A 23,702-nucleotide genomic window follows, 5' to 3' on the forward strand; every position below is an offset into this window, starting at 1 on the left:
AACCGCAGGTCACAGCCATGTTTGCGGAGATGCGGAGATGCGGAGATGTTTCAGCCCGTTCCCACAACGCCACGCAACACCTCCCGCAACCATCAAACGGCCCGCCCAGAAGCCCTGAGCCAGTTCCGCCTATCCAATCCCACCAACCCGCCATAGATCTTGGCTCTACGAGCCAATCAGCGGGCCATTCAGCGTTCGGCCACGCGGCTCTCCGTCGTGCCCACCAATCGAAATCCATCCGGTCCCGAAAGGCCACCACCGTGCAAATCAGGCTTGCTGGCAACGCTGCTATGTGGATCCCAGAGGAGGACGTCCGATGACTGTGAGCCCGATCCGTCGGCCCAACGATCCCAACACGCTCCTGACGGTTGCCGAGATTCTCGCGGAGCTGGACGTGCCGAAGTCGACATTTTTTCGCTGGAAGGCGATCGGCAAGGCACCCCGAACGATCAAGTACCCGAACGGGAGTCTCCGTGTTCGTCGCCGCGACCTGGATGCCTGGCTTGAGTCCCATACGGAGGCAGCCGCTTGAGCACCTATGACGTTCGTATCTGGGCAATCCGCGAGTTCAAGGGGAAGGACCCGAGGACCGGCAAGGCGCGCAGCACCTTCCGAGTGCGCTGGGAGGTCGCCGGCCGGGAGTTTGGGCGGACCTTCAAGACCAGGGCGATGGCGGAGAGCTTCCGCAGTCAGCTGATAGTGGCGCAGCGCGAAGGCACTGCGTATGACGAGGCCAGCGGCCTGCCCGGGCCGATGGCGCGAAGACTCAACGCACGCAGCTGGTACCAACTAGCAGTCGAGTTTGTGGACATGAAGTGGCCGCGGGCGGCGGCGAAGCAACGCATGAGCATCGCCGACGCTTTGACTACCGTGACGCCAGCGCTGATCGCCACGCACCGAGGAATGCCAGCGCCCGACGTCCTGCGTAAGGCGCTTTACACCTGGTCCTTCAACAAGGCACGCCGTGATGAGGGCACCCCACCATTGGACATCGCGTCTGCCGTCCGGTGGTTGGAGGCGAACACCATGTCGATGTCGGAGCTTGCCGAGCCGCCGGCGTTGCGGAAAGCGCTCGACCGGCTGACGGTGCTCATCAACGGCAGTGCAGCCGCTGCCAACACGGTCGGACGAAAGCGCGCCGTCTTCTACAGCGTGCTCAAGTACGCGGTAGAGCTGCGCTACCTGGACGCGCATCCGATGGACTTCGTCCAGTGGACTGCGCCGAAGAGCGAGGAGGAAGTAGATCCGAAGGTGGTGGTGAATCCGACCCAGGCGCGAGGGCTGCTCGCGGCTGTTAGGGAACGAGACCCGGACCTGGAGGGATTTTTTGCCTGCATGTACTTCGCAGCCCTGCGCCCGTCAGAGGTAATTCATCTACGAGACGATGAGTGTGAGCTACCGAAGGACGGTTGGGGCTGGCTGCGGCTGAGCGGCTCTACCCAGCAGGTGGGCGAGGATTGGAGCGATAGCGGGGACGGCCGCGAGGACCGGGAGCTGAAACACCGTTCAAAGTCAGCAACGCGCCAGGTGCCTGCCTGCCCCGACCTTGTGGCCATCCTTCGCCGCCACCGGGAGGAGCGGCGACGGAGCGGAAGCCCACGCATGTTCTACGCCCGCAGGGCAACCGCTGGATCCGTGACGAAGAGCAGCTACCTCCGTGCCTGGCGGCAGGCACGTGAGAGCGCGCTCACCGAGGCCCAACGAGCGACGCCACTCGCTCGCAGACCATACGACCTGCGGCACGCTGCGGTGTCGCTGTGGCTGAATGCAGGAGTTCCGGCCACTCAGGTGGCCCAGTGGGCTGGACACAGCGTCCACGTCCTTCTCAAGGTGTACGCGTCGTGCATCGACGGGCAGGACGCGGTGGCGCGCAAGCGGATCGAGAACGCTCTGAAGCCGGACGAGCCGGAGGAGCCGAAGTAGGCGGCCGGCAAACTTTGCCGCGTATTTGCCGCAACCCGTGAGATCGAGCGGGTTTCCATGGGAACAAGTGAGAACGGCTCGCGATCAGCGGAAACGCCCCCAACTGCTGTTTCAGCAGGTCAGGGGGCGTTTCCGCTGCTTGGGTGGCGGAGGGTGTGGGATTCGAACCCACGAAGAGGTTGCCCCCTTACCGGTTTTCAAGACCAGCGCCATCGGCCACTAGGCGAACCCTCCACGGCGTGAGCCGGCACCCAGTCTGCCAGACGGCCAGCGGTGGGGTCGTTTGGGTGAGTCGCCCGGCGTCCGGTAAGAGTGAGCAATGCGCGCGATCACAGTGACCAGCCCCGGTGGGGCGGAGAATCTTCGTTGGACCGAGGTTCCTGACCCCGGGACTGGCCCCGGGGAGGCGCTGGTGAGGGTGGCGGCGACTGCCGTCAACCGTGCTGACCTGCTGCAACGCCAGGGACTGTACCCGCCGCCTCCGGATGCGTCGCCGTATCTGGGCTTGGAGTGTTCGGGCACTCGCGTCGACACCGGAGAGCCGGTGTGCGCGTTGCTCGCCGGCGGCGGGTACGCCGAGCTGGTGGCCGTACCTGCGGGACAACTGCTGCCAGTTCCGCGTGGCCTCGACCTCGTTCAGGCGGCCACGCTTCCTGAAGTCGCCTGCACAGTGTGGTCCAATATGGTCGATGTGGGTCGACTTCGCGCGGGGGAGACCCTACTGGTGCATGGTGGTGGAGGCGGGATCGGGGCGTTCGCTGTCCAATTTGGTCGGGCGCTGGGAGCACGGGTGATCACGACGGCACGTACAGCCAAGCACAAGCGGCTCCGGGAGCTTGGCGCCGACGTCACGATCGACTATCGGACGGAGGACTTCGCGGGGACGGTGCGGGACCTGGGCGGCGCGGACGTCATCCTCGATGTCGTGGGCGCGTCGTACCTGCCCCGCAACATCGCCGCGCTGGCCGTTGGCGGGCGGATCGTGACGATCGGCCTACAGGGTGGGCGGCGGGCGGAGTTGGATTTCGCGGCGCTGATGGCCAAGCGCGGCTCGGTGTCGGCAACGACGCTGCGGTCCCGTCCGGTCGCGGAGAAGGCCACGATCGTCCGATCAGTTCGGGACCAGGTGTGGCCGCTGATCGAATCGGGTCAGATCACCCCGACAGTGGATAGCGTTTTCTCACTGCCCGACGCCTCGGACGCCCACCGCCGAATGCAGTCCAGCGACCATCTCGGCAAGATCGCGCTCACCGTGCCCGCCTTCCGCGTTGATCACGGTCCTCCTGCGTGAACACGTGCGGATTCACCCTGACAGGTCACAGCCGGCAGGGTGTAGGGGCCCGGTCAGAGGGGCGGGTCAGGGGCGTGGGGAGGAGCGGCGGGTGCGCTCGCGGCTGAGGATCCAGAGCGCTTCGACGCCGTCCCGCCAAGTGATCTTCTTGCCTTCGTCGCGGGTACGGGCGCGGTAGCTGATCGGCACCTCGTAGGGCCGGATCCGTTGGCGGAGCAGTTTCGCCGTCACCTCGGCCTCCATGCCGAACCCGCGCGAGCGCACGTCCAGCGAGCGGTACAGGGCCAACGGCATCAGCTTGAAGCAGGTCTCCAGGTCGCCGATGTACGAGTTGAACAGCACGTTCGCGGCGAGAGTCACCGCGCGGTTGCCCATGACGTACCAGAACGAGTACGCGCTGTGGCTGCCGAAGGTCCGGTTGCCGTAGACGACCTCGGCCCGCCCGTCGAGCACCGGCGCGAGCAGTCTGGGGATGTCCTGCGGGTCGTATTCGAGGTCCGCGTCCAGGATCACCATGTAGTCGCCGGTGGCGCTGTCGACGGCGGTGCGGATCGCCGCGCCCTTGCCGGCGTTGCGCGGGTGTGTGATCACCCGCAACCGCGCGTCGTCGAGCGCGGCGAGCGTGGCGGCGGTGCCGTCCCGGCTGCCGTCATCGACGACCACCAGTTCGATCTCGCACGGGTAGTCGACGGCCAACGCCTGCTTGAGGGCATCACCGATGCGCTCGGCCTCGTTGTACACCGGCATAAGGATCGAGAGCTTCACCGCGGGTCTCCACTGGTGGGGGGAGGCGAATTCGGCCCAGCCTACCCGGCCGGAGTCCCGGAGGTTCGGCGGCGACCGGTCAGAACCCCGCGTAGACCGGTGCGGGGGCCAGCGGCTGGCGGGCGGAGCGGGCCGGGTCCGGTCGCTGCTCAGCGTTCGGAGGCTGGTTTGCGGGGCCGTGGGATGCCTGGGTGGCGTCCGTGGCGCTGCGCGGTCGGAAGGCTTCGGTGAACAGGGTGTCGAGCCGCCAGACGTGCTTGGCGCGCGTTCCCCGGATGCAGAAGCGTTCCCGCACCCCGTCAATGGCGGTGGCGGCCAGCTCCACCTGGGAGTAGTGCGGGTCGGTGGTCCAGCTCACGTGGCGCAGATGCCGCAGGTCGCTGTTGAGGTGCAGGCGCAGCCGTCGCAGCGGCCAGGTCTCCCGGACGACCACCAGTCGGCGGTGGGTGAGCAGGAGCAGGAACTCGCCGCCGAGCCGCCGGTCGGGGCGGACGCAGCGGGCGAGGAGCGTCACCGCGTCGTCGCCGGCGACACACTGGCGCAGGATCGGCAGATGCCGGCTGACAGTGGAGCGGGCGAGCCCGCTCTCGACGGCGGCAGGGAGGAACGTGCGGGAGAAGACGTTCATGTCGGGTAAACGACAGAAAACTTGACAGTGAAACGGCCGGTGACGCAACTTCCACGCCCTGATCCGGTGAAATCAGGTTGACGACCACCGGGCCGCACGGTTAACCGGTGAGCAACGTCGCGCCGACAGCGGTCAGCGCGGTCAGCGCGATGAGCACTGCCCCGCAGCCGGCCAACTGGAATCCGTTGCGGTGGCGATGCGGCGCGTATACCAACACCGCCGCGACGACAGCGCCGGTCACCAGCCCGCCGAGATGGCCGGCGATGGCGATGCCGGGCACCGTCAGGGTGAGGACCAGATTGATCACAATGATGGGGACGACCCCGGAGGTGTCCCGCCCAAGCCGCCGCAGCGCGATGAAGAGCGCCGCGAACATGCCGAACACCGCGCCAGAGGCGCCTGCCGCCGGCGGCGCGTTGGGCGCGTGGGTGAGAAAGACCGCGACCGCGCCGCCGAGCCCCGACAGCAGGTAGAGCGCCGCGAACCGGAGCCGCCCCAGCCCGGCTTCCAACATTCCGCCGAGCACCCACAACGCCCACATGTTGAGCGCCAGGTGCAGCAGGCCGTAGTGCAGGAACATGTTCGTGAGCAGCCGGTAGAACTCTCCCTGGACGATGCCCCCGTAGACGGCGCCGTCCGGGAACAGGATCGGCACGTCTGACCGCCCGACGAGGACACCGCCCCACTCGATCACCGGGGTGATGCCGCCGAGCAGACCGCCCCAGCCGCCGCCTACCAGACCGCCGCCGCCGGCCGAGATCGCTGAGATCACCATGGCCAGGACGTTCAGGCCGATGAGCGCTTTGGTGACATGCCCGTGCTGGCCGGCGGTCGTGCCCCCGAACGCTGTGCGGGTCTGGCGCTGGGTCCGTCGACCTTCCGCTACGCAGTCCGGGCACTGGTGACCCACCGCGGCCTGACGCATACAGTCCGGGCAGATCGGCCGATCGCACCGGGTGCAACGTACCCACGTCTCCCGCGACGGATGGCGGTAGCAGGTGGGCACGGCCGGGGGCTGCTCGGTCATTCCCCCAACTTACCGGTGCGCGGCGCACGCCCCCAACGACGCCGGGCCGGCGCCGAGGCGTCCACGGACGCTCTCGGCGCCGGCCCGCGACCAGCTGCGCCGGCGGCCCTGTCGGATCAGGCGCGCTCGATCTCCACCCGCTCGATGACGACGTCCTCGCGCGGCCGGTCCATCGCCGCGGTCGACGTGGTGGCGATGGCGTCCACCACCTTCGCCGAGTCGTCGTCCGCGACCTTGCCGAAGATGGTGTGTCGGTTGTTCAGGTGCGGGGTCGGGCCCACGGTGACGAAGAACTGGGAGCCGTTCGTGCCCGGTCCGGCGTTCGCCATCGCCAGCAGGTACGGCTGGTCGAAGCGAAGATCGGGGTGGAACTCGTCGGCGAAGGTGAAGCCCGGACCGCCGCGCCCGGTGCCGGTCGGGTCACCGGCCTGGATCATGAATCCGGCGATCACCCGATGAAAGATGGTCCCGTCGTAGTAGGGGCCGCTGCCCGGAGCGCTGGTGCGCGGATCGGTGTACTCCTTGGCGCCTTCGGCGAGCTCGACAAAGTTCCGCACCGTCTTCGGAGCGTGGTTGCCGAACAGCTCGATCCGGATCGGGCCGAAGTTCGTGTGCAGGGTGGCGTAAAGAGCCTCAGCCACGGGTACTCCTCAGTCGTTGGTGAAATCCCGACGATCATCCCATGTGTCAGTTACCGCACGTCGTGGGTATCCGGCGGGGCAGGATGGAAAACAAGACGTATGCAGGAGGTGGCACTGGTGGGAATTCTTCGGCGACGTTCGCCCAAGTCGAACGCTGCGCTAGTCAAGTCTGAGCTGGGTGAGACCCTGGAGCATCTGTCCCGGGCGGCGAGTTTCGCCGCGAACGGGGTGGGCGCGTCGGTCGGGCCGGCGGTCGACGCGGCCCGGGGACGGGTGTCGCCGGCGGCGGATCGGGTCCGTGGGGCGGCGACGGCGGGCCTCGGGTCCACCGCGGCCATGTTCGCCCCGATCGCCGCGGCGGCGGCCGACGGCGCCCGCAAGGCACGTAAGTCCAACGCGAAGCTGGCGAGGCGCAAGTCCCGACGGGGCGTGCGGATCGCGGCGTTCGCGTCCGCGGGCGTGTTGCTGGGCGTCGCCGCGGCGGCGGCGGTCCGGCGGCGGCAGCAGCAGCGAGACTGGGACGAGTACGACCCGGATCGCGTAGGCGTGGGCGGCGTGGCTGACCCGCTGAACGAGCCGGTGAGGGCTGGCGGCCGGTCCGGCTCGACGGCGTCGACGGTGAGCGGCACGTCGACCTCGGCTGGCCGGGCGGGAGCGGGCGGTGGTGTTTCGGCGCCGCCGTCGAGCGGTGTCTCTTCGGGCTCGCGTCCGGGTGAGCCGCAGCCGGGCGTCACCCGGGTTGGGGGCGGGTCGACAGTGAGCGGTTCGAGTGGCGCTTCGTCGACGGTCCGGACCGCCGGCGCGCACAGCGCTCAGAGCAATGGCGCTGTCAAGCCGGGCGATCTGCGGGCCAGCACCCCAGGAAGCTGAATCTGAGACTCTGGAAACCGAACGACGCTGATGGCGCGGTCCCGTGAGGCGGCCGTGCCATCAGCGTGTCGCCGTCGCTCAGTGCCAGCGTCGCTCAGAGCCAGCCGGAGCGGCGGAGCCGCCAGTAGAGCAACAGTCCGGCGCCGATCATGACGCTCAGCGCGAACAGGTAGCCGTAGTGCCAGCCCAGCTCGGGCATGTGGCGGAAGTTCATCCCGTAGACGCCGGCGATGACGGTCTGCGTGGCGGCGATCGCCGCCCACGACGCGATCTTCCGCATGTCATTGTTCTGGTCCACTGACACCTGCGCCAGCCGGGCCTGCAGGATCGAGTTGAGCAGATCGTCGTACGAGTTGATCTGGTCGAGGGCGCGGGTGAGGTGCTCCAGGACGCCGTGCAGGTACCGGCGCACCTTGCTCGGCACATCCGCGGTAACCCCGTCGACCAGCAACGACAGTGGACGCTGCGCCGGCACGACGGCCCGCCGGAACTCGACCAGCTCCCGCTGCAGCTCATAGATGTGCGGCACGGACCCGTCGGTGACCCCTGGCGCGAACACCTGTTCCTCCAGCGTGTTGATCTCCTGCGCGAGCTGTTCGAGGACATCCAGGTAGCCGGCGACGACGTGGTCGGCGATGGCGTAGGCCAGCCCCCACCGGCCGAACGCCATCAACCGTCGGCGTTCGGTCAGCTCGACACGGACCGGGTCCAGCGCCACGGCGACGTCGCGGCCGACCGTGATCACGAAGGCCGGCCCGACGATGAGCGTCAGCGTGCCGGTGGCGACGATGTCGCCCTCGTCGTCACGTAGGGCAGGGGCCACGACCGCCACTGTGCCCAGCGTCAGCACTGACACCTCGTCCGCTACCTGGTCCAGCCGGGTGCGGCTCGACAGGTCGTGGAGGCTGTAGGCGGCACTCACGTCGGCGATGAGCGCGTCGTCCGGCTCGTGCAGGTTGAGCCAGACGAACGACCCGGGACGGCGGTGGGCCTCGGCGAGCGCCTCGACGGGCCCGACGTCCGCCGCCACCGGCCGCCCGTCGGCGTAGAGCGTGCACTGGACGGCGCCGCCGGTCATGACCTCAACCGCGGACGGCCTTGACGGACTCGGCAAGCCGGCGGACGCCCTCGGGGATCCGCTCCGTGGTGACCGCCGAGTACGCGAGCCGCAGCGCGTGCCGGCCGCCGCCGCGGATGAAGTCGCTGCCCTTGACGACGGCCACGCCGTGCTCGGCGGCCACCGCGGCGACCCGGTCGGCGTCGACGTCCTCCCCGAACTCGATCCACAGGAAGTAGCCGCCGTCGGGGGCGGTGAACCGGACGCCGGGGATCTGGGCGGTCAGCTCCTCGCCGAGGATGCGGGCCCGTTCGGCGAGCGCGGCGCTGACGGTCGCGACGGATTTGTCGAAGTCGCCGCTGACGCAGAACTGGTGCACTGTCGCCTGGGCGAACATGCCCGGGGAGATGTACAGGTTGGTGGCGGTGGTGGCGATGCTGGCCAGGAGCTGTGCGGGCCCGACGAGGTACCCCACCCGCACGCCCGGGCAGACGGTCTTGGTGAAGGAGCTGGCCCGGACGACGGTCGCGCCGGCGTCGCCGGCCATCGACAGCAGGGTGGGCAGTTCCTGGCCGCGGAACCGGATGTCGACGTACGGGTCGTCCTCAAAGATCGTGAAGCCGTACTCGGCGGCGAGGCTGAGCAGCGACCGGCGTTTGTCGACCGACAGCGTCACGCCGGCCGGGTTCTGGTAGTTCGGGATGATGTGGGCGAGCTTAGGGCGGATGCCGGACTCCAGCAGCGCCCGTAGCGCGTCCACGTCGATGCCGTCCGGGGCCAGCGGCACCGCGTGCACCTGGCAGCCGCGGTCGATGAGGCCGGCGAGCGTCCGGTCGTAGGTCGGTTCCTCGACCACGACGGCGTCGCCGCTGCTCAGCAGGGCGTCGAAGAGGAACGCGTCGGCCTGAAGCGAACCGTTGGTGACGAGCACGTGCTCGGCCGGCACGCCGTGCCGGTCGGCGATCCATCTGCGTAACGGGAGGTAGCCGACGGAGGTTCCGTAGGCGGTGGCCCCCACCGGGTCGGTTTCCAGGGCCCGGACGGCGGCGGCCTGGAGGCCGGCCACGTCGACGATGTCGAGGCTCGGGGCGCCTCGGGCGAACGAGATCAACTGCTCCGCGGTCATGCGGCTGAGCCTAGTGCCCCGGGTAGGCCACGCCGGGCGGGTGGGGTGACTCACACCCGCTCGGCGCGAAGCGGCCCAAGGCGTTCAGCCGAGGCGGGCTCGGACACCTTCCTCGACCCGCTTGCCAAGTTCGGGGTCGACGTTGTGCCAGTAGGCGAAGACCCGGCCCAACACCGGCTCGCGCACCCCGGCGCTGACGTGCCCGATGATGTTGTCGGCCAGACGCCGCCGGGCGTCGTCGTCGAGGACCTCCCGGCACAGGGTTCCGGCCTGGACGAAGTCCCCGTCGTCACGGCGCTTGAGGTACGGCGCCCGCAGTTGCCCCCCGGCCGAGTCCCAGCCTGCCGGGTTGCCGTGGGTGGCCTCGTCGGCGTGCGGCCCGCCCGACGAGTTCGGCGCGTACACCGGGACGTCGGGGGCGTTGAACTCGAAACGCATCGCACCCTCCTTGGAGTACGAGCGCACCGGGCACTTCGGCGCGTTGACCGGCAGTTGTGCGTGGTTGGCGCCGACCCGGTACCGGTGCGCGTCCGCGTAGGCGAAGATCCGGCCGAGCAGCATCTTGTCCGGCGACGGCTCGACCCCGGGCACGAAGTTGGACGGCGCGAAGGCGGCCTGCTCGATCTGGGCGAAGAAGTTGTCCGGGTTCCGGTTCAGCGTCATCGTGCCGATCTTGATCCGTGGGTATTCCTTCTGGGACCAGACCTTGGTGAGGTCGAACGGGTTGAACCGGTACGCGTCCGCCTCGGCGTATGGCATGATCTGCGCCTCCAGCGACCAGGACGGGTGCTCGCCGCGGGCGATGGCGGCGAACAGGTCCTGCCGGTGCGCGTCGGGGGCCGACCCGGCCAGCTCGTCCGCCTCGGCCTGGGTGAGGAACCGGATGCCCTGGTTGGTCTTGAAGTGGTACTTGACGAAGAAGCGTTCGCCGACGGCGTTGACCCACAGGTAGGTGTGCGAGCCGAAGCCGTCCATGTGCCGGTAGCTGGCCGGGATGCCCCGGTCGCCCATGAGCCAGGTGACCTGGTGCGCCGACTCCGGTCGCAGGGTCCAGAAGTCCCACTGCATGTGGTGGTCGCGTAGGCCCGAGTCGGGCATCCGCTTCTGGGAGCGGATGAAGTCGGGAAACTTGATCGGGTCCTGGAGGAAGAAGACCGGGGTGTTGTTGCCGACGAGGTCGTAGTTACCTTCGGCGGTGTAGAACTTCAGCGCGAAGCCGCGCGGGTCCCGCCAGGTGTCGGGACTGCCCTGCTCGCCGGCGACAGTGGAGAACCGGGCGAGCATATCGGTGCGGCGTCCCGGCTGGAGGAAGTCGGCCCTGGTGTAGGCGCTGACGTCCCCGGTGATGACCAGCTCGCCGAAGGCCCCGGCGCCCTTGGCGTGCACCACCCGCTCGGGGACCCGTTCCCGGTTGAACTGCGCGAGCTTCTCGATGAGGTAGTGGTCGTGGAGCAGGATCGGCCCCTGGGCGCCCTGGGTGAGCGAATGGTCGTCGCTGGGCGCGGGGGCGCCGGAGTCGGTGGTCGTGATCGAGGGCGCGGACTGGTCGGTCATGCGACATGCCTCCTGGTCACTCGGGGGGTGTGCTCGTGGCGCTGGGCGGCTGGGGGGGTTGGCAGTCCGGGCAGTGGCCCCAGAAGACGACCTCGGCCTCGTCGACGGCGAAGCCGGCCAGGTCGGAGGGGTCGAGGCAGGGGGCGGCGCCGATGGCGCAGGCGACGTCGACGATGCGTCCGCAGTCACGGCAGACGAGGTGGTGGTGGTTGTCCTTGACCCGGGTCTCGTAGACGGCCGCTGATCCGGCGGGTTCGATCCGGCGGACCAGACTGGCGTGCTCCAGGGCGGACAGCACGTCGTAGACGGCCTGTCGGGAGATTGTGCCCAGTTCGGCGCGGACCCGGGTGGCGACCGCGTCCGCGGTGGAGTGCGGGCGTTGGCGCAGCGCTTCCAGGACCGCGGTGCGTTGCTGGGTCACCCGCAGCCCGGCGCCGCGTAGCAGGGTTCGGTCGTCGGAGCTGGCCACGCGCCCAGCATGCGCTGTTTTCTGGACTTAGTCAAGTAATGATTCGGGCTCGGATTTGACTTGATCCGTTCCGGGCCGACACGCGCGAACCGTCGCCACGTTGTACCTCTAGAAGCACTGATCAGGTAGGCATGAATCGTGTTTGAGCTGGTGGGAGGGGGATTCGGGTGCCGAGAGACGACGCTGGACGGTCAGACCAGGAACTCGCCGAGTGGTTGGCCGGACGGGCCGGGGCGCTGCTGCTGGCCCTGCGCGCCAGCGACGAACGCGACGACCCGCCCGCGCTACGGGCGACCGGCGACCGGGCCGCGCACGAACTGCTCGTGGCCGAACTGGGCCGACGGCGGCCCGGCGACGCCGTCCTCTCCGAGGAGGACGCTGGATCGCGCGTCGCCGACGGCGCCGCCGCCCGGCTGGGCGCCGAGCGGGTCTGGATCGTCGATCCGCTCGACGGCACCCGCGAGTACGGCGAGCCCGGACGCGTCGACTGGGCGGTCCACGTCGCCCTGTGGCGCCGCGGCGAGCCGCCGCACGCCAGGCCCGGCGTGGCGGCCAGCGCGCCAGCCGGCGGAGAGCTGATCGCCGGAGCGGTCGCGCTACCGGCGCAGGAGCGGCTGCTGGGCGTCGCCGAGGTCGTCCCCGCGCCGACCAGCGGGCCGCTGCGCCTGGCCGTCAGCCGGACCCGGCCGCCGGCGTTCGTCCCCGGCCTGCTCGCCGCGGTCGGCGGCGTTCCCGTGCCGATGGGATCCGCCGGCGCGAAGGTCTGCGCCGTGGTCACCGGCGAGGTCGACGCGTACGTGCACACCGGCGGCCAGTACGAATGGGACTCCGCCGCGCCGGTCGCCGTCGCCCGCGCCGCAGGGCTGCACACCTCCCGCGTTGACGGCAGCCCGCTCCGTTACAACCAGGCTGACCCACGGCTGCCCGACCTGCTCGTGTGCCGCCGGGAGCACTCCGCCACGCTCCTGGCGGCGCTCGCCACGTTCATCGCCGCCGAAACGTCCGGAAAGGCCATGGCATGACCGACAGCGCAGTCGCCTCCTATCGGGTGTCGCATCTGGACGTTCTGGAGTCTGAGGCGGTCTTCATCTTCCGGGAGGTGGTGGCGGAGTTCGAGCGGCCGGTGCTGTTGTTCTCCGGCGGCAAGGACTCGATCGTGATGCTGCGCTTGGCGCAGAAGGCGTTCTCGCCGGGGCGGGTGCCGTTCCCGGTGTTGCATGTTGACACCGGCCACAACTTCCCGGAGGTGTTGGCGTTTCGGGATCGTCGGGTGGGCGAGCTGGGGTTGCAGTTGATCGTGGCTTCGGTTCCGGAGGCGTTGGCTGTCGGGTCGGTAGTCGAGCCGCCGGACGGGACGCGCAACCGGATCCAGACCCCGGTCCTGCTGGACGCGGTGGACAAGCACCGGTTCGACGCGTTGTTCGGGGGCGCGCGCCGGGACGAGGAGAAGGCGCGGGCCAAGGAACGGGTGTTCTCGTTCCGGGATGAGTTCGGGCAGTGGGATCCCCGGAACCAACGTCCTGAGTTGTGGTCGTTGTACAACGCCAGGATCGGGGTCGGGGAATCGATCCGGGTGTTCCCGCTGTCGAACTGGACCGAGCTGGACGTCTGGCACTACATCGCCCGCGAGCGCCTGGAGCTGCCCTCGATCTACTACGCCCATGACCGAGAGGTCGTGGAGCGTGAGGGCATGTGGTACGCGGTCAACGAGTTCTGGACCGCGCGGGCCAACGAGCGGCCCGTCGAACGCAGGGTGCGGTACCGCACCGTCGGGGACGCCTCGATGACCGCGGCGGTGCTCTCAGACGCCGACACGGTCGACAAGGTGATCGCCGAGATCGCCGCTACCCGGATCACCGAACGTGGCGCCACCCGAGGCGACGACCGGGTGTCGGAGGCCGCCATGGAGGATCGCAAGAAAGAAGGCTACTTCTGATGATGGACCTGCTCAGGTTCGCCACGGCCGGGTCAGTCGATGACGGCAAGTCAACGTTGATCGGCCGGCTGCTGTACGACACGAAGTCGCTGTTCGCCGACCAGCTGGCGGCCGTGGAGGCGGTGTCGGCGGCCCGCGGCGACGACTACACCGACCTGGCCCTGGTCACCGACGGGCTCCGCGCCGAGCGGGAGCAGGGCATCACCATCGATGTCGCCTACCGGTACTTCGCCACCCCCAGGCGCAAGTTCATCATCGCCGACACCCCCGGACACCTCCAGTACACCCGCAACATGGTCACCGGCGCCTCCACCGCCGATCTCGCGCTGATCCTCGTCGACGCCCGTAAGGGCCTGGTGGAACAGTCCCGCCGGCACGCGTTCCTGTGCTCGTTGCTTCGCGTGCCGCACCTGGTGCTGTGCGTCAACAAGATGGACCTGGTCAACTACGACCAGGCCGTCTACGAGAACATCGCCAACGAGTTCGCCGCCTTCGCCGCCAAGCTCGACGTGCCCGACCTGACCAGCATCCCTATCTCAGCGCTACGGGGCGACAATGTGGCGACCCGGTCAGCGGCGATGCCATGGCACCAGGGCCCTTCGCTGCTGCACCACCTGGAACATGTCCACATCGCCTCAGATCGGAACCTGGTCGACGCCCGCTTCCCAGTCCAGCACGTCATCCGGCCCCAATCCACCACCGTGGCCGACTACCGCGGATACGCCGGACAAGTCGCCTCCGGGATCTTCAAACCCGGCGACGAAGTCATGATCCTTCCAGCGGGGTTGAGCACCCGGATCACCGGCATCGACACCTACGACGGTCCGGTCGCGGAGGCATACCCGCCGATGTCAGTGACCATCCGACTGGCCGACGACATCGACATCGCCCGCGGCGACCTCATCAGCCGGCCTCACAACACCCCACACACCACCCAGAACATCGACGCCATGATCTGTTGGATGGACGAACGCCACCCCCTCGCGCCCGGCGGGCGATACGCCATCAAACACACCACCCGCACGACCCGAGCCGTCATCAAAAACATCAACTACCGACTCGACATCAACACCCTCCACCGCCACGAAACCGCGACCCAACTCGAACTCAACGACATCGGTCGCATCCAGCTCCGCGCTACCCAACCGCTGCTAGCCGACGAGTACCGGCGCAACCGCACGACCGGTGGATTCATTCTCATCAATGAGGCCAGCAATCGCACCGTCGCCGCCGGCATGATCATGAACACGTAGCTGTTCCGGCGTCATCTCCAATGCCACCCCGTGGGAGCCGACGATGCCTTCGAAGAAGGTTCGGTGCAGCACGAACGGGTTGCCAGAGACGTGCTGGAGGCTCAGCGACAGGCGCACCCCGGCGCAGCCGGCGAGCTTCGACTCGGCGAACCGGATCAGACTGGTGCTGTGCGCATGATGTTTGGCGCTGCTGAACGTCTGTTGGCGTTGCTCCCCCCGCCACGACCTGCCGCAGTCGGAGCCGTCGGCGTGTTTGGGCTGGGCCTCGATCCAGCTGCGGACCGTGGTTCCCGGGTTACGGGAGACGCCGCCGGCGCACCCCTTGATCGACGAGTTGGCTTTGCAGGTGGTCAGCGCCGCGTCCTGGACGACGACGATCTGGTCGGCAGCCGCCACGGTCGGCAGGAAGGTGGATCTCAACGTCACCTTCGTCTGCCCTGCCTTGACCAGCTCATTGGCGCCGCCATAGAGGCCCCAGCGTGCGGCGTTGGCGTAGACCGCCCGCGTCAGCCGCGCCCCCGCGGCCAACCTCATCGATACCTCACGGCCGTCCTTGATGATGGTCGAGTAGCTGGCCATCGAGATGCGGCACGTGTAGTCGCCGTCCTGGGGGGCGATGAACAGCCACCGCAGGACGGGCGTCAGCGCGGTCTCCGTCGGCGGCACCATGTTCGTTGCCCAGTACGAGCCCCGCACCCCGGTGTCGATCAGGCCAGGGCCGTCGCAGCGGATCCGGGCCGTGTTGCCGATGTTGTCGCCGAGACCGAGTTGGTCGACCGCGGAGATCTCCAGGCCCTCGGTCCACAGATACGATGCCGCGTCCTCGGCAGCCGTGAAGGTGATCTCGCTGCCCGGCACGTCGTGGGCCATCGCGGTGGGCCTGACGGCGTAGAGATAGTCGGGCGCGCCGCTGCTGCGTTGCGGCGTTCTGGCCGCCCGGTCCGACAGGTCGCCGAGAGCGGTGCGGGTGGTTTCGTCGCCCGGCGCGGCACCGGCCGAGGGGACCCTTGTCAGGTTGACCGTCCCGGCTACGGTCAGGAGCGCCACAGTCGCCGAAACCCACCGTGGGAAGATGCGCGTCACAAGAAACCCCGCCCGCAAATCGCCGAAAGCGTCGCAGGGCGGTCGCCCGGACGCGCGGGGACATTAACGACCCGTTCGCGCTCCGGGCAACGCAAAAGTCGGCTTTCCGACAGCCTCGGGAGGGATCTCCTGGTCGGCGTGGTTAGGCGGCGCCGACCTTCTTGGCCGTCCAGACCCGGAGAATGTCCCGGACCGAGATGACGCCGAGCACGTCGTCGTCCTGCATGACGACCAGGTGGCGGAACCCGCCCCGCACCATCGCCGCGGCCGCTTCGTGCAGGGTCCAGTCAGGGCCCGCGTAGACGACCTCCCACGTCAGGTGGTCGCCGGTGCGTGCGGTGTCGGGGTCCAGGCCGTTGCCGATCGCCTTGAGGACGTCACGTTCGGTGATGATGCCGACGCCGGCGGAGTCCGGATCGACGACGATCGCCGAGCCGACCTTGCGGGCCGCCATGGCCTTGGCCGTCTGTCGGATCGTGTGCTCCGGTCCGACGACCAGCACCTGGGAATCCATTGCATCACGTACCTGCATCAGCACCACTCCTTGTCACGCACGGTACGGATATCGTGACTGAGAAGTGGGCAACTCTTCAAGACTTGCCAATTTCGGGCGAGCCTGAACGGGCGTTTCCTCCGCACCCCGACACAGGTCGTCACGGCTGGCGCCGCGGCCCCGCGTTACGATCGCCAGGCTCTGTCCCCCTCGGAAGGAAGCACATGATCGGGCTCGTGCTCGCCGCTGGCGCCGGACGCCGCCTGCGTCCGTACACCGACACTCTGCCGAAGGCGCTCGTCCCGGTCGACGGGGACACCACGATCCTCGACATCGCGCTGCGCAACCTGGCGGCTGTCGGCCTCACCGAGGTCGTCGTGGTGGTCGGCTACCGCGCCGACGCGGTCGCGTCGCGACTTGCCGAGCTTGAGTCCGCGTACGGCGTCACGCTCACGCTCGTGCACAACGACAAAGCCGAGGAGTGGAACAACGCCTACTCGCTCTGGCTCGCCCGCGAGCACTTCGCGCGTGGCGCCCTGCTGGTCAACGGGGACACCGTCCACCCGGTGAGCGTGGAACGCACCCTGCTCGACAACCGCGGTCCGGGCATTCTGCTCGCCGTGGACACGGTCAAGAAGCTGGCCGACGAGGAGATGAAGACGGTCTTCGACGACGACGGGCAGCTTACGCGGATCACCAAGCTGATGGACCCGGCCGACGCGTACGGCGAGTACATCGGCGCCACTCTCATCGAGCCGCGCGTCGCCGGGGAACTGGCCGACGCGCTGCGGTCCACCTGGGAGCGCGACCCGAACCTGTACTATGAGGACGGCTACCAGGAGTTCGCCAACCGCGGCGGCGAGGTCCGCGCTGCGCCGATCGGCGACGTGAGCTGGGTCGAGGTCGACAACCACGACGATCTCGCTCGCGCCCGGGAGATCGCGTGCCACTACTAGCCGCGCCACAGCCGGCCGTCGGCAGGCCAGGAGCCCTGGGAACGCCGTGCCTCTCCTAGCCCGCACCGTCAACACGCCGCTGGCGATCGAGGTGCGACGGGGCGCGATCGCCGAGCTGGGCGCGCTGCTGGCCGACCGCCGCATCTCCGCCGGCGGCGATGTCGCGATCGTCGTCGGACCTGGCCAGGGCGAGAAGATCGCCGAGCTGTGCCGTCCTGGCCTGGGCGCGGCCGACGTCTTCCACATCGCCGGCGGCAGCCTGGAGTCGGCAAACGAGTTGGGCGACCTGCTCCGCCAGCGCAACTACGACGCCGTCGTCGGCATCGGCGGCGGCCGGACCATCGACACCGCCAAGTACGCCGCGGCCCGGTACGGCATCCCGATGGTCTCGGTGGCCACCAGCCTGGCCAATGACGGCATCGCCTCGCCGGTGGCGTCGTTGGAGCATCATGGGCGCAAGGGCTCCTACGGGGTGCACATCCCGATCGCCGTCGTGGTTGATCTCGACTTCGTCGAGGACGGGCCCGACCGGCAGACCCTGGCAGGCATCGGCGACGCGGTGAGCAACATCAACGCCGTCTCCGACTGGGAGCTGGCGCACCGGGTACGCGGCGAACCGATCGACGGCCTGGCGGTGACGCTGGCCCGCACCGGCGCCGAGGCGCTCATCAACCACCCGGGCACGATCAACGACGACGACTTCCTCACCACCCTCGCCGAAGCGTTGATCATGGGTGGGCTGTCGATGGCGGTCTGCGGGTCGTCCCGGCCGGCGTCCGGGGGGTGCCACGAGATCTCCCACGCCGTCGACGAGTTGTTCCCAGGCAGCGCCTCGCACGGAGCGCAGGTCGGGCTGGGGGCGCTGTTCTGCACGTTCCTACGCGAGGAGCACGGGCGCTTCGCCCAGCTCGCCGGCTGTCTGGAGCGGCACGGCCTGCCCCGGCTGCCCGCTGACATCGGCCTGACCGGGGAACAGTTCCTGGACGTGCTGATGCTGGCCCCGAGCACCCGGCCGGACCGCTATACCATCCTCGAACACCTGGCGCTGGACCGCGAGCAGGCGCGCGAGCGCCTGGCAGACTACGTCGGTGCCCTCGCCAAGCTCTGACCCCCGGTTCGCCGACTTCTACGCCGTCAACCGGGGCGGTGGTCTGTTCAGCGAGGCGCTCAGCCAACGGCTGGGCGCCGCCATCGCGCTGGTCGGCGCCCGGCTGAGGCTGACGCCACGAGCGTTGACGCTCCTCAACCTCGTCCTCGGGCTCGCGACGTCGGCCCTGGTCGTGACCAGCGCCGACGCGGTGGCCGACGGCTCCGCCGCCGCCTGGCCGGTGGGCCTGGCGGCGTTGACGGGTTGGCAGCTGGCGTACGCGTTCGACTGCGCCGACGGTCAGCTCGCCCGGGTAACTGGCAAGGCCAGCCCTGACGGCGCCCGGCTGGACATCCTCTGCGACGTCGCCGCCCAGATCGGTCTGGTCACCGCGCTGGCGGCGGTGGCGGCAGCCCATCGGCCGCAGACGCCGGCCTGGTTGGTGGCCGCGTTCGCCGGTTGCTGGATGGTCAACCTGGTCACCTCGGTGCTGGCATCCGGGCCGAACGCGGTCAGCATGCTCACCTCGGCGTCGCTGCCGGTGCGGGTCGTCAAGCTGGTTCGCGACTACGGGGCGGTGATCTTCGTGGCCGGCCTGACGTTAGTGGTGGCGCCCGCGCTCACCGTCTGGCTCGTTGTCGCGTTCACCGCCGTGAATGGTGGCTTCCTCCTGGCGAGCATCGGCCACCTGGCCCGGCCCCGACCTGCGAAAAGTTGACGTGACGAGGGTCACCCATTAGCTTCTGTCTATGCGTTTGGCGAGGGGGCCCAGTGTTGCCCCTCCCAGCGTCAGAGCCGGCGCCACCCCGCCATCCCCGGTTTATGCCGCTCCGGCTCCGCCCGCCAGGACCAGCGCCCCCACGCCCCGGCGGACGACTGGAAAGGAGACCCTCATGCGTCACACGTTTCGCGCGATCGGACTTGTCGCCAGCGCGTTCGCCCTCGTCGCCCTCACCGGCCCGCCGGCGGTGGCACACGACCCCAACAGCCCCGAGGGCCAGGCCGAACAGGCCGAGCTCCTGCGCGAGTACATCCCCACCTGGAAGACCGGCGAGAGAATCAGCGGCCAGCCGAAGCAGTGCGTCAACGGCAAGGTGGACAAGTACCCCTGCCAGAACGTCGACCTGCTCAGCTTCCTGCCGCAGGCTGAGCTTGGCGGCGGCGGCTCCAGCAGCATGTGGTACTGGAACGACGCCGAGACGAACAACGAGTACATCCTGTACTGCCGCTCCAACGGCATGTCCTTCATCAACGTCACCGACCCGGTGAACCCCAGGTACCTGGGCAACCTGCCCGCCGCCAACGGCACCAACGCCACCTGGTGTGACGTCCGGACGTACAAGAACTTCGCCTACATCGGCAAGGACGCGGTCAACCACGGCATCCAGGTCTTCGACCTGCACAAGCTCCGTGGACTCAGCGCCCCCCAGACCTTCACCGCCGACGCCCACTTCAGCGGGCTCACCAACAGCCACACGTTGTGGATCAACGAGAAGACCGGCTTCCTCTACGTCTCGGGCGCCAACACCTGCAAGAAGGGCTTGACGATCTACGACATCAAGTCCCCGTTGCAGCTCAAGCACGCCGCCTGCTACGACAAGGAGGTGTACTCGCACGAGGCCGTCGTCGTGAACTACGACGGCCCCGACACCCGCTTCACCGGTCGCGAGATCGCCTTCAACTACACCGGTCAGGGCAAGAAGTTCCAGATCCTGGACGTCACCGACAAGGCCAACATCAAGGTGCTGTCGACCGCGACGTACAACGGCGCCAGTTACGTGCACCAGGGTTACCACACCAAGGACTTCAAGTATCTGATCCAGAACGACGAGACCATCCCGACGGCCGGTGGCAGCCCCAACTTCGTCTGGAACATCGAGAAGCTCGACAACGCCAAGCTGGTCGGCCGTGACAACGCCACCCGCGGCGAGTTCATCTCGCACAACGGCTACACCGTCGGCGACAAGCACTACCAGGCGGCGTACAAGGGCGGGCTGCGGATCATCGACACCGCGAAGGTCGGCCAGGCCAAGCTCGACGAGGTCGGCTACTTCGACACCGATCCCGCCAGCAACGCGAGCGGCTTCAGCGCCACCTGGATGGCCATCCCCTATCTGAAGAACGGCGTGGTCGCGGTTCAGAGCATGGGCGTTGGCCTTTACCTGGTCAAGCCCACCGGCGCGGCCGCCCGGTGAGCTGATCTCGCCTCGACCCGATGCGCGGCCCGGTCCGGTTCGGATCCGGGCCGCTCGTCACTGAGGCGCCGCGGGTGAACCGTCACGTTGTCCCGTCCGTGGAGCGGGTGGCCGAGGAAGTTTGGGGTGCCGCTGTGTCGTCGTCGCCGGTGCGGATGATCTCGCGTAGCTCGCGCCTGGCCCGGATCGCGGTCGCCGTCACGATGGTCGCGGGCGCCGCCGGCGCCGTGTACCTGGTGGCTGACAGCCGTCCTTCCGTAGCGCCGGCCAGCCCGGCCCGCGTGTACAGCGACGGGCTCGCCGACTCGTACGACGGCTACACGCTCATCCCGATCACCCTGCCCAGCCGCCGCGGTGCGACGGTGTTGGAGTTCCGCATCGTCGGCACGGACGGCGCTGACAACGCCTACTTCCAGTGGGTGCACACCAAGCAGCTGCACCTCTACGTGCTCCGCGACGACATGTCCGGATACCAACATCTACATCCCGACTACAGCGACGGCCGGTGGCGTGCGCCGATCGCCATCGGCGACGGTGGCGCCTATCGGATGTACACCGAGTTCACCCCGGTAGGGCGAGCCGCCACCGACGACCCCACGGTGCTGGGCGTGCCGTTCGTCGTGCCCGGCGACACCACCATGGTCCCGGTCCCTGCGCCGGTCGCGCAGGTGCGCAGCGGACCGTTCACGGTCACCCGGCTCGACGGCCCGGCGAACCTCGTCTCCGGCCAGCAGACCGTCCTCAGTTTTCGGATCACCAACGCCGACGGGACTCCCGCGCCGCTCGAGCCCTACCTGGGCGCCTTCGCCCACCTGTCCAACTTCGAGGTGCGTACCCAGAAGCTCATGCACCTGCACCCGTTGCCCACCAGTCTCAACGGCGACCTCCCGCCCGCCGACGGCGTGCTCCAGTTCCACGCGGTCTTCGCCGAGCGCGGCGACCAGCGGATGTTCCTCCAGTTCCAGGCCGCCGGCAAGGTCCACCAGGTCGCCTTCACCGTCTTCGCCACCTGACCTCGCCGCTAGCTCGCGGCGGCGAGGTCGCGGTAGGTGGCCAGGAGCCGGGTGAGGACGACGTCAGGGTGGAAGGTGTGGTCGTAGCGGGCGCGGGCGGCGGCAGCGAGGGCCGGCGCCTCCGCGCGGACGGTGGCCAGGGCGTCGGCGAGTGACTGCGGATCGGGCGCCGTCACCCAGCCCGCTACACCGCGTCGGAGCCCGCTCGCTCTGCCGTCTGAAGCCTGGTCGGCGCCGACCAGGTACGGGACGCCGCCGAGGTCTGTGCCCAGCACCGGACGCCCGTAGGCGAGCGCCTCGATGACGACGGTCGGCAGCACGTCGTGCCAGGTCGGCACCGCGAGCACGACCGCCGACGCCGTCAGGGCGGCGCGGACGCCGTCGCGGTCCAGCGGCCCGAGGTAGGTGACGTCGTCCCGTTCGGCGGCGATCGCCTCGACCAGCGGTCGTTGTTCGCCGTCCCCGGCGATCCGCAGCGGCCCCAGCGCCCCGTCCGGGCGCCGCCGCCAGGCGTCGAGCAGCAGGCTGAGCCCTTTCTCCGGGGCGAACCGCCCGTAGAACAGGAAGCCGTCCCCGAGGGCGGGCGGCGGCCCTGGGTCAGGGATGCTGTTCGGCTTCACAACGATCCGGTCGGCGGGGATGCCGTATGAACGCAGGTGCTCGGCGATCGCGCTGGTCAGCGCGATGTACCGGTCGACCGAGCGCCAGGTCGGGCGGTGCGCCGCGAGCGCCGTCGCCATCACCGCGCTCTGTGCCCGCGACCCCCGATAGCAGCCGTGGATGACGCCCGGCCAGCCGATGGTCCTGCCGCGACAGTCGACGCAGACGTGCCCGTCGCGGAAGTAGAGGCCGGGGCTGCACACCTGGCGGTAGTTGTGGACGGTCTGAACCACCGGCACGCCGTGCGCGTGGGCGGTGCGCACCACCCAGGGCGAGAGCAGCGGGTACGGGTTGTGCAGGTGCAGCACGTCGGGGCGTTCGGCGCGCAGCAGCGCGGCCAGCTCGCGTTGGGCGGGGCCGTTGTAGATCGGCGACAGCGGCAGCAACGCCTTGGCGCCGGCGGACATGGTGGCGATGTTGTCGGAGTCGCGCAGGAACGGCAGGATGTTCACCCCGGCGGCCCGCAGCTGGGCGATGTCCAGGTCGACCATGACGTTCTCCCCGGACGGCAGTTCGCTGCGGTACCGGTTGTGCGCGATAACGATCTTCATGCCTGCATCGCCATGCCGGCAACGGTAGCGTCAACCCGGGGCCCGAGGGCGGCCGGCGTTGGCGCGAGGCGCGGGCGCCTGGCCGCGGGAACGGAGGGACGGGTGCCGGAGCTGCCGGAGGTGGAGGCGCTCGCCGCGTTCCTACGCGAGCGGGCGGTGGGTCGGGTGATCGGGCGGGTCGACGTGGCGGCGTTCAGCGTCCTGAAGACCGTGGAACCCGCGCCGTCTGATCTGGTCGGGGCCACGGTCGTGGCGGCCGCCAGGCACGGCAAGTTCCTCGACCTGAGCGTCGACACCGGCGCCCACCTCCTCACCCATCTGGCCCGGGCTGGTTGGCTGCGTTTCCGGGACGCCGTCGGCCCGCCGCCGAAGCCGGGCAAGGGTCCGATCGCGTTGCGGGTGGCCCTCGACGACGGCGCCGGGTTCGATCTCACCGAGGCGGGGACGCAGAAGCGGCTCGCCGTCTACGTCGTGCGGGACCCGTCCGACGTACCGGGGGTGGCCGCGCTGGGGCCGGACGCGTTGGCTGTCGACCGGCAGCAGTTCGCGGGCCGGTTGCGGGCGCGGCGGGGGCAGGTCAAGGGCGCCCTGACTGACCAGACCGTCGTGGCGGGGATCGGCAACGCCTATTCGGACGAGATTCTGCACGTGGCGCGCCTGTCGCCGTTCGCGCTGACGGGTCGGATGAGCGAGGAGCAGCACGACCGGCTGTTCGGCGCGACGCAGCAGGTGCTGGCCGAGGCGGTGACCCGCCTGACCGGCCAGCGGGCGGCGACGTTGAAGGCCGAGAAGCGCTCGGGGCTGCGGGTGCACGCCCGCGCCGGCCTGCCCTGTCCGGTCTGCGGCGACCTCATCCGGGAGGTGTCGTTCGCCGACTCCAGCCTCCAGTACTGCCCGGGTTGCCAGACCGGCGGCAGGCCGTTGGCTGACCGGCGCCTGTCGAAGCTGGTGCGGTGACGTCGCCGGAGGGCGCATTCCGGCAACAAAGCGAAGCGGGAAGCGCTAGGTGATAAACCGGTCGTCGGTATAGTTGCTCCGGCTCCGACTGCGCGTCGGAGTTACCTACGCGAGGCTGGTCTCACGAGAGGACGCGGGTGAGGTGACGGCGAGCCTCCAGAGCCCGG

Annotated in this window: 24 protein-coding genes and 1 tRNA gene; 13 read left to right on the forward strand and 12 right to left on the reverse strand. The window is 69.1% G+C overall.

What is annotated here, in order from left to right; translation table 11 throughout:
- Nucleotides 1-316: 316 nt before the first annotated feature.
- A complete protein-coding gene (locus ABD287_RS06800) occupies nucleotides 317-532 on the forward strand; it encodes a helix-turn-helix transcriptional regulator (RefSeq protein WP_344169973.1) in 216 nt (71 codons plus the stop codon).
- A complete protein-coding gene (locus ABD287_RS06805) occupies nucleotides 529-1,923 on the forward strand; it encodes a tyrosine-type recombinase/integrase (RefSeq protein WP_344169976.1) in 1,395 nt (464 codons plus the stop codon). Before ABD287_RS06800 ends, ABD287_RS06805 begins: the two co-directional genes overlap by 4 nt.
- A gap of 144 nt (nucleotides 1,924-2,067) precedes the next feature.
- On the opposite strand, the gene ABD287_RS06810 is transcribed toward ABD287_RS06805, so the two are convergent.
- A tRNA-Ser gene (locus ABD287_RS06810) sits at nucleotides 2,068-2,157 on the reverse strand.
- Between the two features lie 85 nt (nucleotides 2,158-2,242).
- On the opposite strand from ABD287_RS06810, the gene ABD287_RS06815 reads away from it, so the two are divergent.
- On the forward strand, nucleotides 2,243-3,214 hold the full coding sequence (locus ABD287_RS06815) for an NAD(P)H-quinone oxidoreductase (RefSeq protein ID WP_344169979.1): 972 nt from the start codon (nucleotides 2,243-2,245) through the stop codon (nucleotides 3,212-3,214).
- A 66-nt stretch (nucleotides 3,215-3,280) separates the two neighbouring features.
- Here the strand turns inward: ABD287_RS06815 and ABD287_RS06820 are convergent, their stop codons facing one another.
- The 4 genes from ABD287_RS06820 to ABD287_RS06835 all read right to left on the reverse strand — a co-directional run bounded on the left by ABD287_RS06820 (nucleotide 3,281) and on the right by ABD287_RS06835 (nucleotide 6,275).
- Complete coding sequence (locus ABD287_RS06820) at nucleotides 3,281-3,979, reverse strand: glycosyltransferase family 2 protein (protein ID WP_344169982.1); 699 nt, start codon at nucleotides 3,977-3,979, stop codon at nucleotides 3,281-3,283.
- Nucleotides 3,980-4,058: 79 nt separating this feature from the next.
- Nucleotides 4,059-4,607: a hypothetical protein gene (locus ABD287_RS06825; RefSeq protein WP_344169985.1), complete on the reverse strand. Its 549-nt coding sequence runs from the start codon at nucleotides 4,605-4,607 to the stop codon at nucleotides 4,059-4,061.
- Between the two features lie 100 nt (nucleotides 4,608-4,707).
- Nucleotides 4,708-5,634, reverse strand: coding sequence for a rhomboid family intramembrane serine protease (locus ABD287_RS06830; RefSeq protein ID WP_344169988.1), 927 nt, complete (start codon nucleotides 5,632-5,634; stop codon nucleotides 4,708-4,710).
- Between the two features lie 116 nt (nucleotides 5,635-5,750).
- Complete coding sequence (locus tag ABD287_RS06835; RefSeq protein WP_344169991.1) at nucleotides 5,751-6,275, reverse strand: peptidylprolyl isomerase; 525 nt, start codon at nucleotides 6,273-6,275, stop codon at nucleotides 5,751-5,753.
- A 117-nt stretch (nucleotides 6,276-6,392) separates the two neighbouring features.
- Between ABD287_RS06835 and ABD287_RS06840 the strand changes: the two genes are divergently transcribed.
- A complete protein-coding gene (locus ABD287_RS06840; protein ID WP_344169994.1) occupies nucleotides 6,393-7,145 on the forward strand; it encodes a hypothetical protein in 753 nt (250 codons plus the stop codon).
- Between the two features lie 94 nt (nucleotides 7,146-7,239).
- On the opposite strand, the gene ABD287_RS06845 is transcribed toward ABD287_RS06840, so the two are convergent.
- From ABD287_RS06845 to ABD287_RS06860, 4 genes are all read right to left on the reverse strand, one after another.
- Entirely contained in the window at nucleotides 7,240-8,223 is a 984-nt protein-coding gene (locus tag ABD287_RS06845; RefSeq protein ID WP_344169997.1) for a magnesium and cobalt transport protein CorA, read from the reverse strand.
- A gap of 4 nt (nucleotides 8,224-8,227) precedes the next feature.
- Nucleotides 8,228-9,328, reverse strand: coding sequence for an aminotransferase-like domain-containing protein (locus tag ABD287_RS06850; protein WP_344170000.1), 1,101 nt, complete (start codon nucleotides 9,326-9,328; stop codon nucleotides 8,228-8,230).
- An 84-nt stretch (nucleotides 9,329-9,412) separates the two neighbouring features.
- Nucleotides 9,413-10,882: a catalase gene (locus ABD287_RS06855; RefSeq protein WP_344170003.1), complete on the reverse strand. Its 1,470-nt coding sequence runs from the start codon at nucleotides 10,880-10,882 to the stop codon at nucleotides 9,413-9,415.
- 16 nt (nucleotides 10,883-10,898) lie between these two features.
- Nucleotides 10,899-11,351 (reverse strand): Fur family transcriptional regulator, encoded by a 453-nt coding sequence (locus ABD287_RS06860; protein WP_344170006.1) that lies wholly within the window; start codon nucleotides 11,349-11,351, stop codon nucleotides 10,899-10,901.
- Nucleotides 11,352-11,518: 167 nt separating this feature from the next.
- Here ABD287_RS06860 and ABD287_RS06865 point away from each other — a divergent pair, with 167 nt between their 5' ends.
- Genes ABD287_RS06865 through ABD287_RS06875 form a run of 3 tightly spaced genes read left to right on the forward strand, consistent with a single transcriptional unit; the run spans nucleotide 11,519 to nucleotide 14,540 of the window.
- Nucleotides 11,519-12,373, forward strand: a complete 855-nt coding sequence (locus ABD287_RS06865) for a 3'(2'),5'-bisphosphate nucleotidase CysQ (protein ID WP_344170009.1) — start codon at nucleotides 11,519-11,521, stop codon at nucleotides 12,371-12,373.
- Nucleotides 12,370-13,287, forward strand: coding sequence for a sulfate adenylyltransferase subunit CysD (gene cysD, locus ABD287_RS06870; RefSeq protein ID WP_344170011.1), 918 nt, complete (start codon nucleotides 12,370-12,372; stop codon nucleotides 13,285-13,287). Before ABD287_RS06865 ends, cysD begins: the two co-directional genes overlap by 4 nt.
- 2 nt (nucleotides 13,288-13,289) lie before the next feature.
- The gene (locus ABD287_RS06875) at nucleotides 13,290-14,540 is read left to right on the forward strand and encodes a sulfate adenylyltransferase subunit 1 (RefSeq protein WP_344170944.1); all 1,251 of its coding nucleotides are present in this window, start codon (nucleotides 13,290-13,292) and stop codon (nucleotides 14,538-14,540) included.
- Here ABD287_RS06875 and ABD287_RS06880 read toward each other — a convergent pair.
- A complete protein-coding gene (locus tag ABD287_RS06880) occupies nucleotides 14,439-15,587 on the reverse strand; it encodes a hypothetical protein (RefSeq protein ID WP_344170013.1) in 1,149 nt (382 codons plus the stop codon). The genes ABD287_RS06875 and ABD287_RS06880 overlap by 102 nt on opposite strands.
- Before the next feature lie 178 nt (nucleotides 15,588-15,765).
- Nucleotides 15,766-16,155: a CBS domain-containing protein gene (locus ABD287_RS06885; protein ID WP_344170015.1), complete on the reverse strand. Its 390-nt coding sequence runs from the start codon at nucleotides 16,153-16,155 to the stop codon at nucleotides 15,766-15,768.
- Between the two features lie 185 nt (nucleotides 16,156-16,340).
- On the opposite strand from ABD287_RS06885, the gene ABD287_RS06890 reads away from it, so the two are divergent.
- The 5 genes from ABD287_RS06890 to ABD287_RS06910 all read left to right on the forward strand — a co-directional run bounded on the left by ABD287_RS06890 (nucleotide 16,341) and on the right by ABD287_RS06910 (nucleotide 21,367).
- A complete protein-coding gene (locus tag ABD287_RS06890; RefSeq protein WP_344170018.1) occupies nucleotides 16,341-17,072 on the forward strand; it encodes a phosphocholine cytidylyltransferase family protein in 732 nt (243 codons plus the stop codon).
- 46 nt (nucleotides 17,073-17,118) lie between these two features.
- The gene (locus tag ABD287_RS06895; protein ID WP_344170020.1) at nucleotides 17,119-18,180 is read left to right on the forward strand and encodes an iron-containing alcohol dehydrogenase family protein; all 1,062 of its coding nucleotides are present in this window, start codon (nucleotides 17,119-17,121) and stop codon (nucleotides 18,178-18,180) included.
- Nucleotides 18,161-18,877, forward strand: coding sequence for a CDP-alcohol phosphatidyltransferase family protein (locus ABD287_RS06900; RefSeq protein ID WP_344170023.1), 717 nt, complete (start codon nucleotides 18,161-18,163; stop codon nucleotides 18,875-18,877). Before ABD287_RS06895 ends, ABD287_RS06900 begins: the two co-directional genes overlap by 20 nt.
- A gap of 175 nt (nucleotides 18,878-19,052) precedes the next feature.
- The gene (locus ABD287_RS06905) at nucleotides 19,053-20,354 is read left to right on the forward strand and encodes a choice-of-anchor B family protein (RefSeq protein WP_344170026.1); all 1,302 of its coding nucleotides are present in this window, start codon (nucleotides 19,053-19,055) and stop codon (nucleotides 20,352-20,354) included.
- 74 nt (nucleotides 20,355-20,428) lie between these two features.
- Complete coding sequence (locus ABD287_RS06910; protein ID WP_344170029.1) at nucleotides 20,429-21,367, forward strand: hypothetical protein; 939 nt, start codon at nucleotides 20,429-20,431, stop codon at nucleotides 21,365-21,367.
- A gap of 8 nt (nucleotides 21,368-21,375) precedes the next feature.
- Here ABD287_RS06910 and ABD287_RS06915 read toward each other — a convergent pair whose 3' ends face one another.
- Nucleotides 21,376-22,578 (reverse strand): glycosyltransferase family 4 protein, encoded by a 1,203-nt coding sequence (locus tag ABD287_RS06915; protein WP_344170032.1) that lies wholly within the window; start codon nucleotides 22,576-22,578, stop codon nucleotides 21,376-21,378.
- A gap of 102 nt (nucleotides 22,579-22,680) precedes the next feature.
- Here ABD287_RS06915 and ABD287_RS06920 point away from each other — a divergent pair, with 102 nt between their 5' ends.
- Nucleotides 22,681-23,535, forward strand: a complete 855-nt coding sequence (locus tag ABD287_RS06920) for an Fpg/Nei family DNA glycosylase (RefSeq protein ID WP_344170035.1) — start codon at nucleotides 22,681-22,683, stop codon at nucleotides 23,533-23,535.
- The last annotated feature ends 167 nt before the right edge of the window (nucleotides 23,536-23,702 follow it).

The sequence above is a fragment of the Pilimelia columellifera subsp. columellifera genome (genome assembly GCF_039532605.1).
Classification (GTDB): domain Bacteria; phylum Actinomycetota; class Actinomycetes; order Mycobacteriales; family Micromonosporaceae; genus Pilimelia; species Pilimelia columellifera.

Bases quoted from the DNA above. Each gene is read 5' to 3' on its own strand.
- ABD287_RS06800 (WP_344169973.1), top strand. From the start codon at position 317: ATGACTGTGAGCCCGATCCGTCGGCCCAACGATCCCAACACGCTCCTG.
- ABD287_RS06815 (WP_344169979.1), top strand. From the start codon at position 2,243: ATGCGCGCGATCACAGTGACCAGCCCCGGTGGGGCGGAGAATCTTCGT.
- ABD287_RS06825 (WP_344169985.1), bottom strand. From the start codon at position 4,607: ATGAACGTCTTCTCCCGCACGTTCCTCCCTGCCGCCGTCGAGAGCGGG.
- ABD287_RS06830 (WP_344169988.1), bottom strand. From the start codon at position 5,634: ATGACCGAGCAGCCCCCGGCCGTGCCCACCTGCTACCGCCATCCGTCG.
- ABD287_RS06845 (WP_344169997.1), bottom strand. From the start codon at position 8,223: ATGACCGGCGGCGCCGTCCAGTGCACGCTCTACGCCGACGGGCGGCCG.
- ABD287_RS06850 (WP_344170000.1), bottom strand. From the start codon at position 9,328: ATGACCGCGGAGCAGTTGATCTCGTTCGCCCGAGGCGCCCCGAGCCTC.
- ABD287_RS06855 (WP_344170003.1), bottom strand. From the start codon at position 10,882: ATGACCGACCAGTCCGCGCCCTCGATCACGACCACCGACTCCGGCGCC.
- cysD (WP_344170011.1), top strand. From the start codon at position 12,370: ATGACCGACAGCGCAGTCGCCTCCTATCGGGTGTCGCATCTGGACGTT.
- ABD287_RS06875 (WP_344170944.1), top strand. From the start codon at position 13,290: ATGGACCTGCTCAGGTTCGCCACGGCCGGGTCAGTCGATGACGGCAAG.
- ABD287_RS06885 (WP_344170015.1), bottom strand. From the start codon at position 16,155: ATGCAGGTACGTGATGCAATGGATTCCCAGGTGCTGGTCGTCGGACCG.
- ABD287_RS06890 (WP_344170018.1), top strand. From the start codon at position 16,341: ATGATCGGGCTCGTGCTCGCCGCTGGCGCCGGACGCCGCCTGCGTCCG.
- ABD287_RS06905 (WP_344170026.1), top strand. From the start codon at position 19,053: ATGCGTCACACGTTTCGCGCGATCGGACTTGTCGCCAGCGCGTTCGCC.
- ABD287_RS06915 (WP_344170032.1), bottom strand. From the start codon at position 22,578: ATGAAGATCGTTATCGCGCACAACCGGTACCGCAGCGAACTGCCGTCC.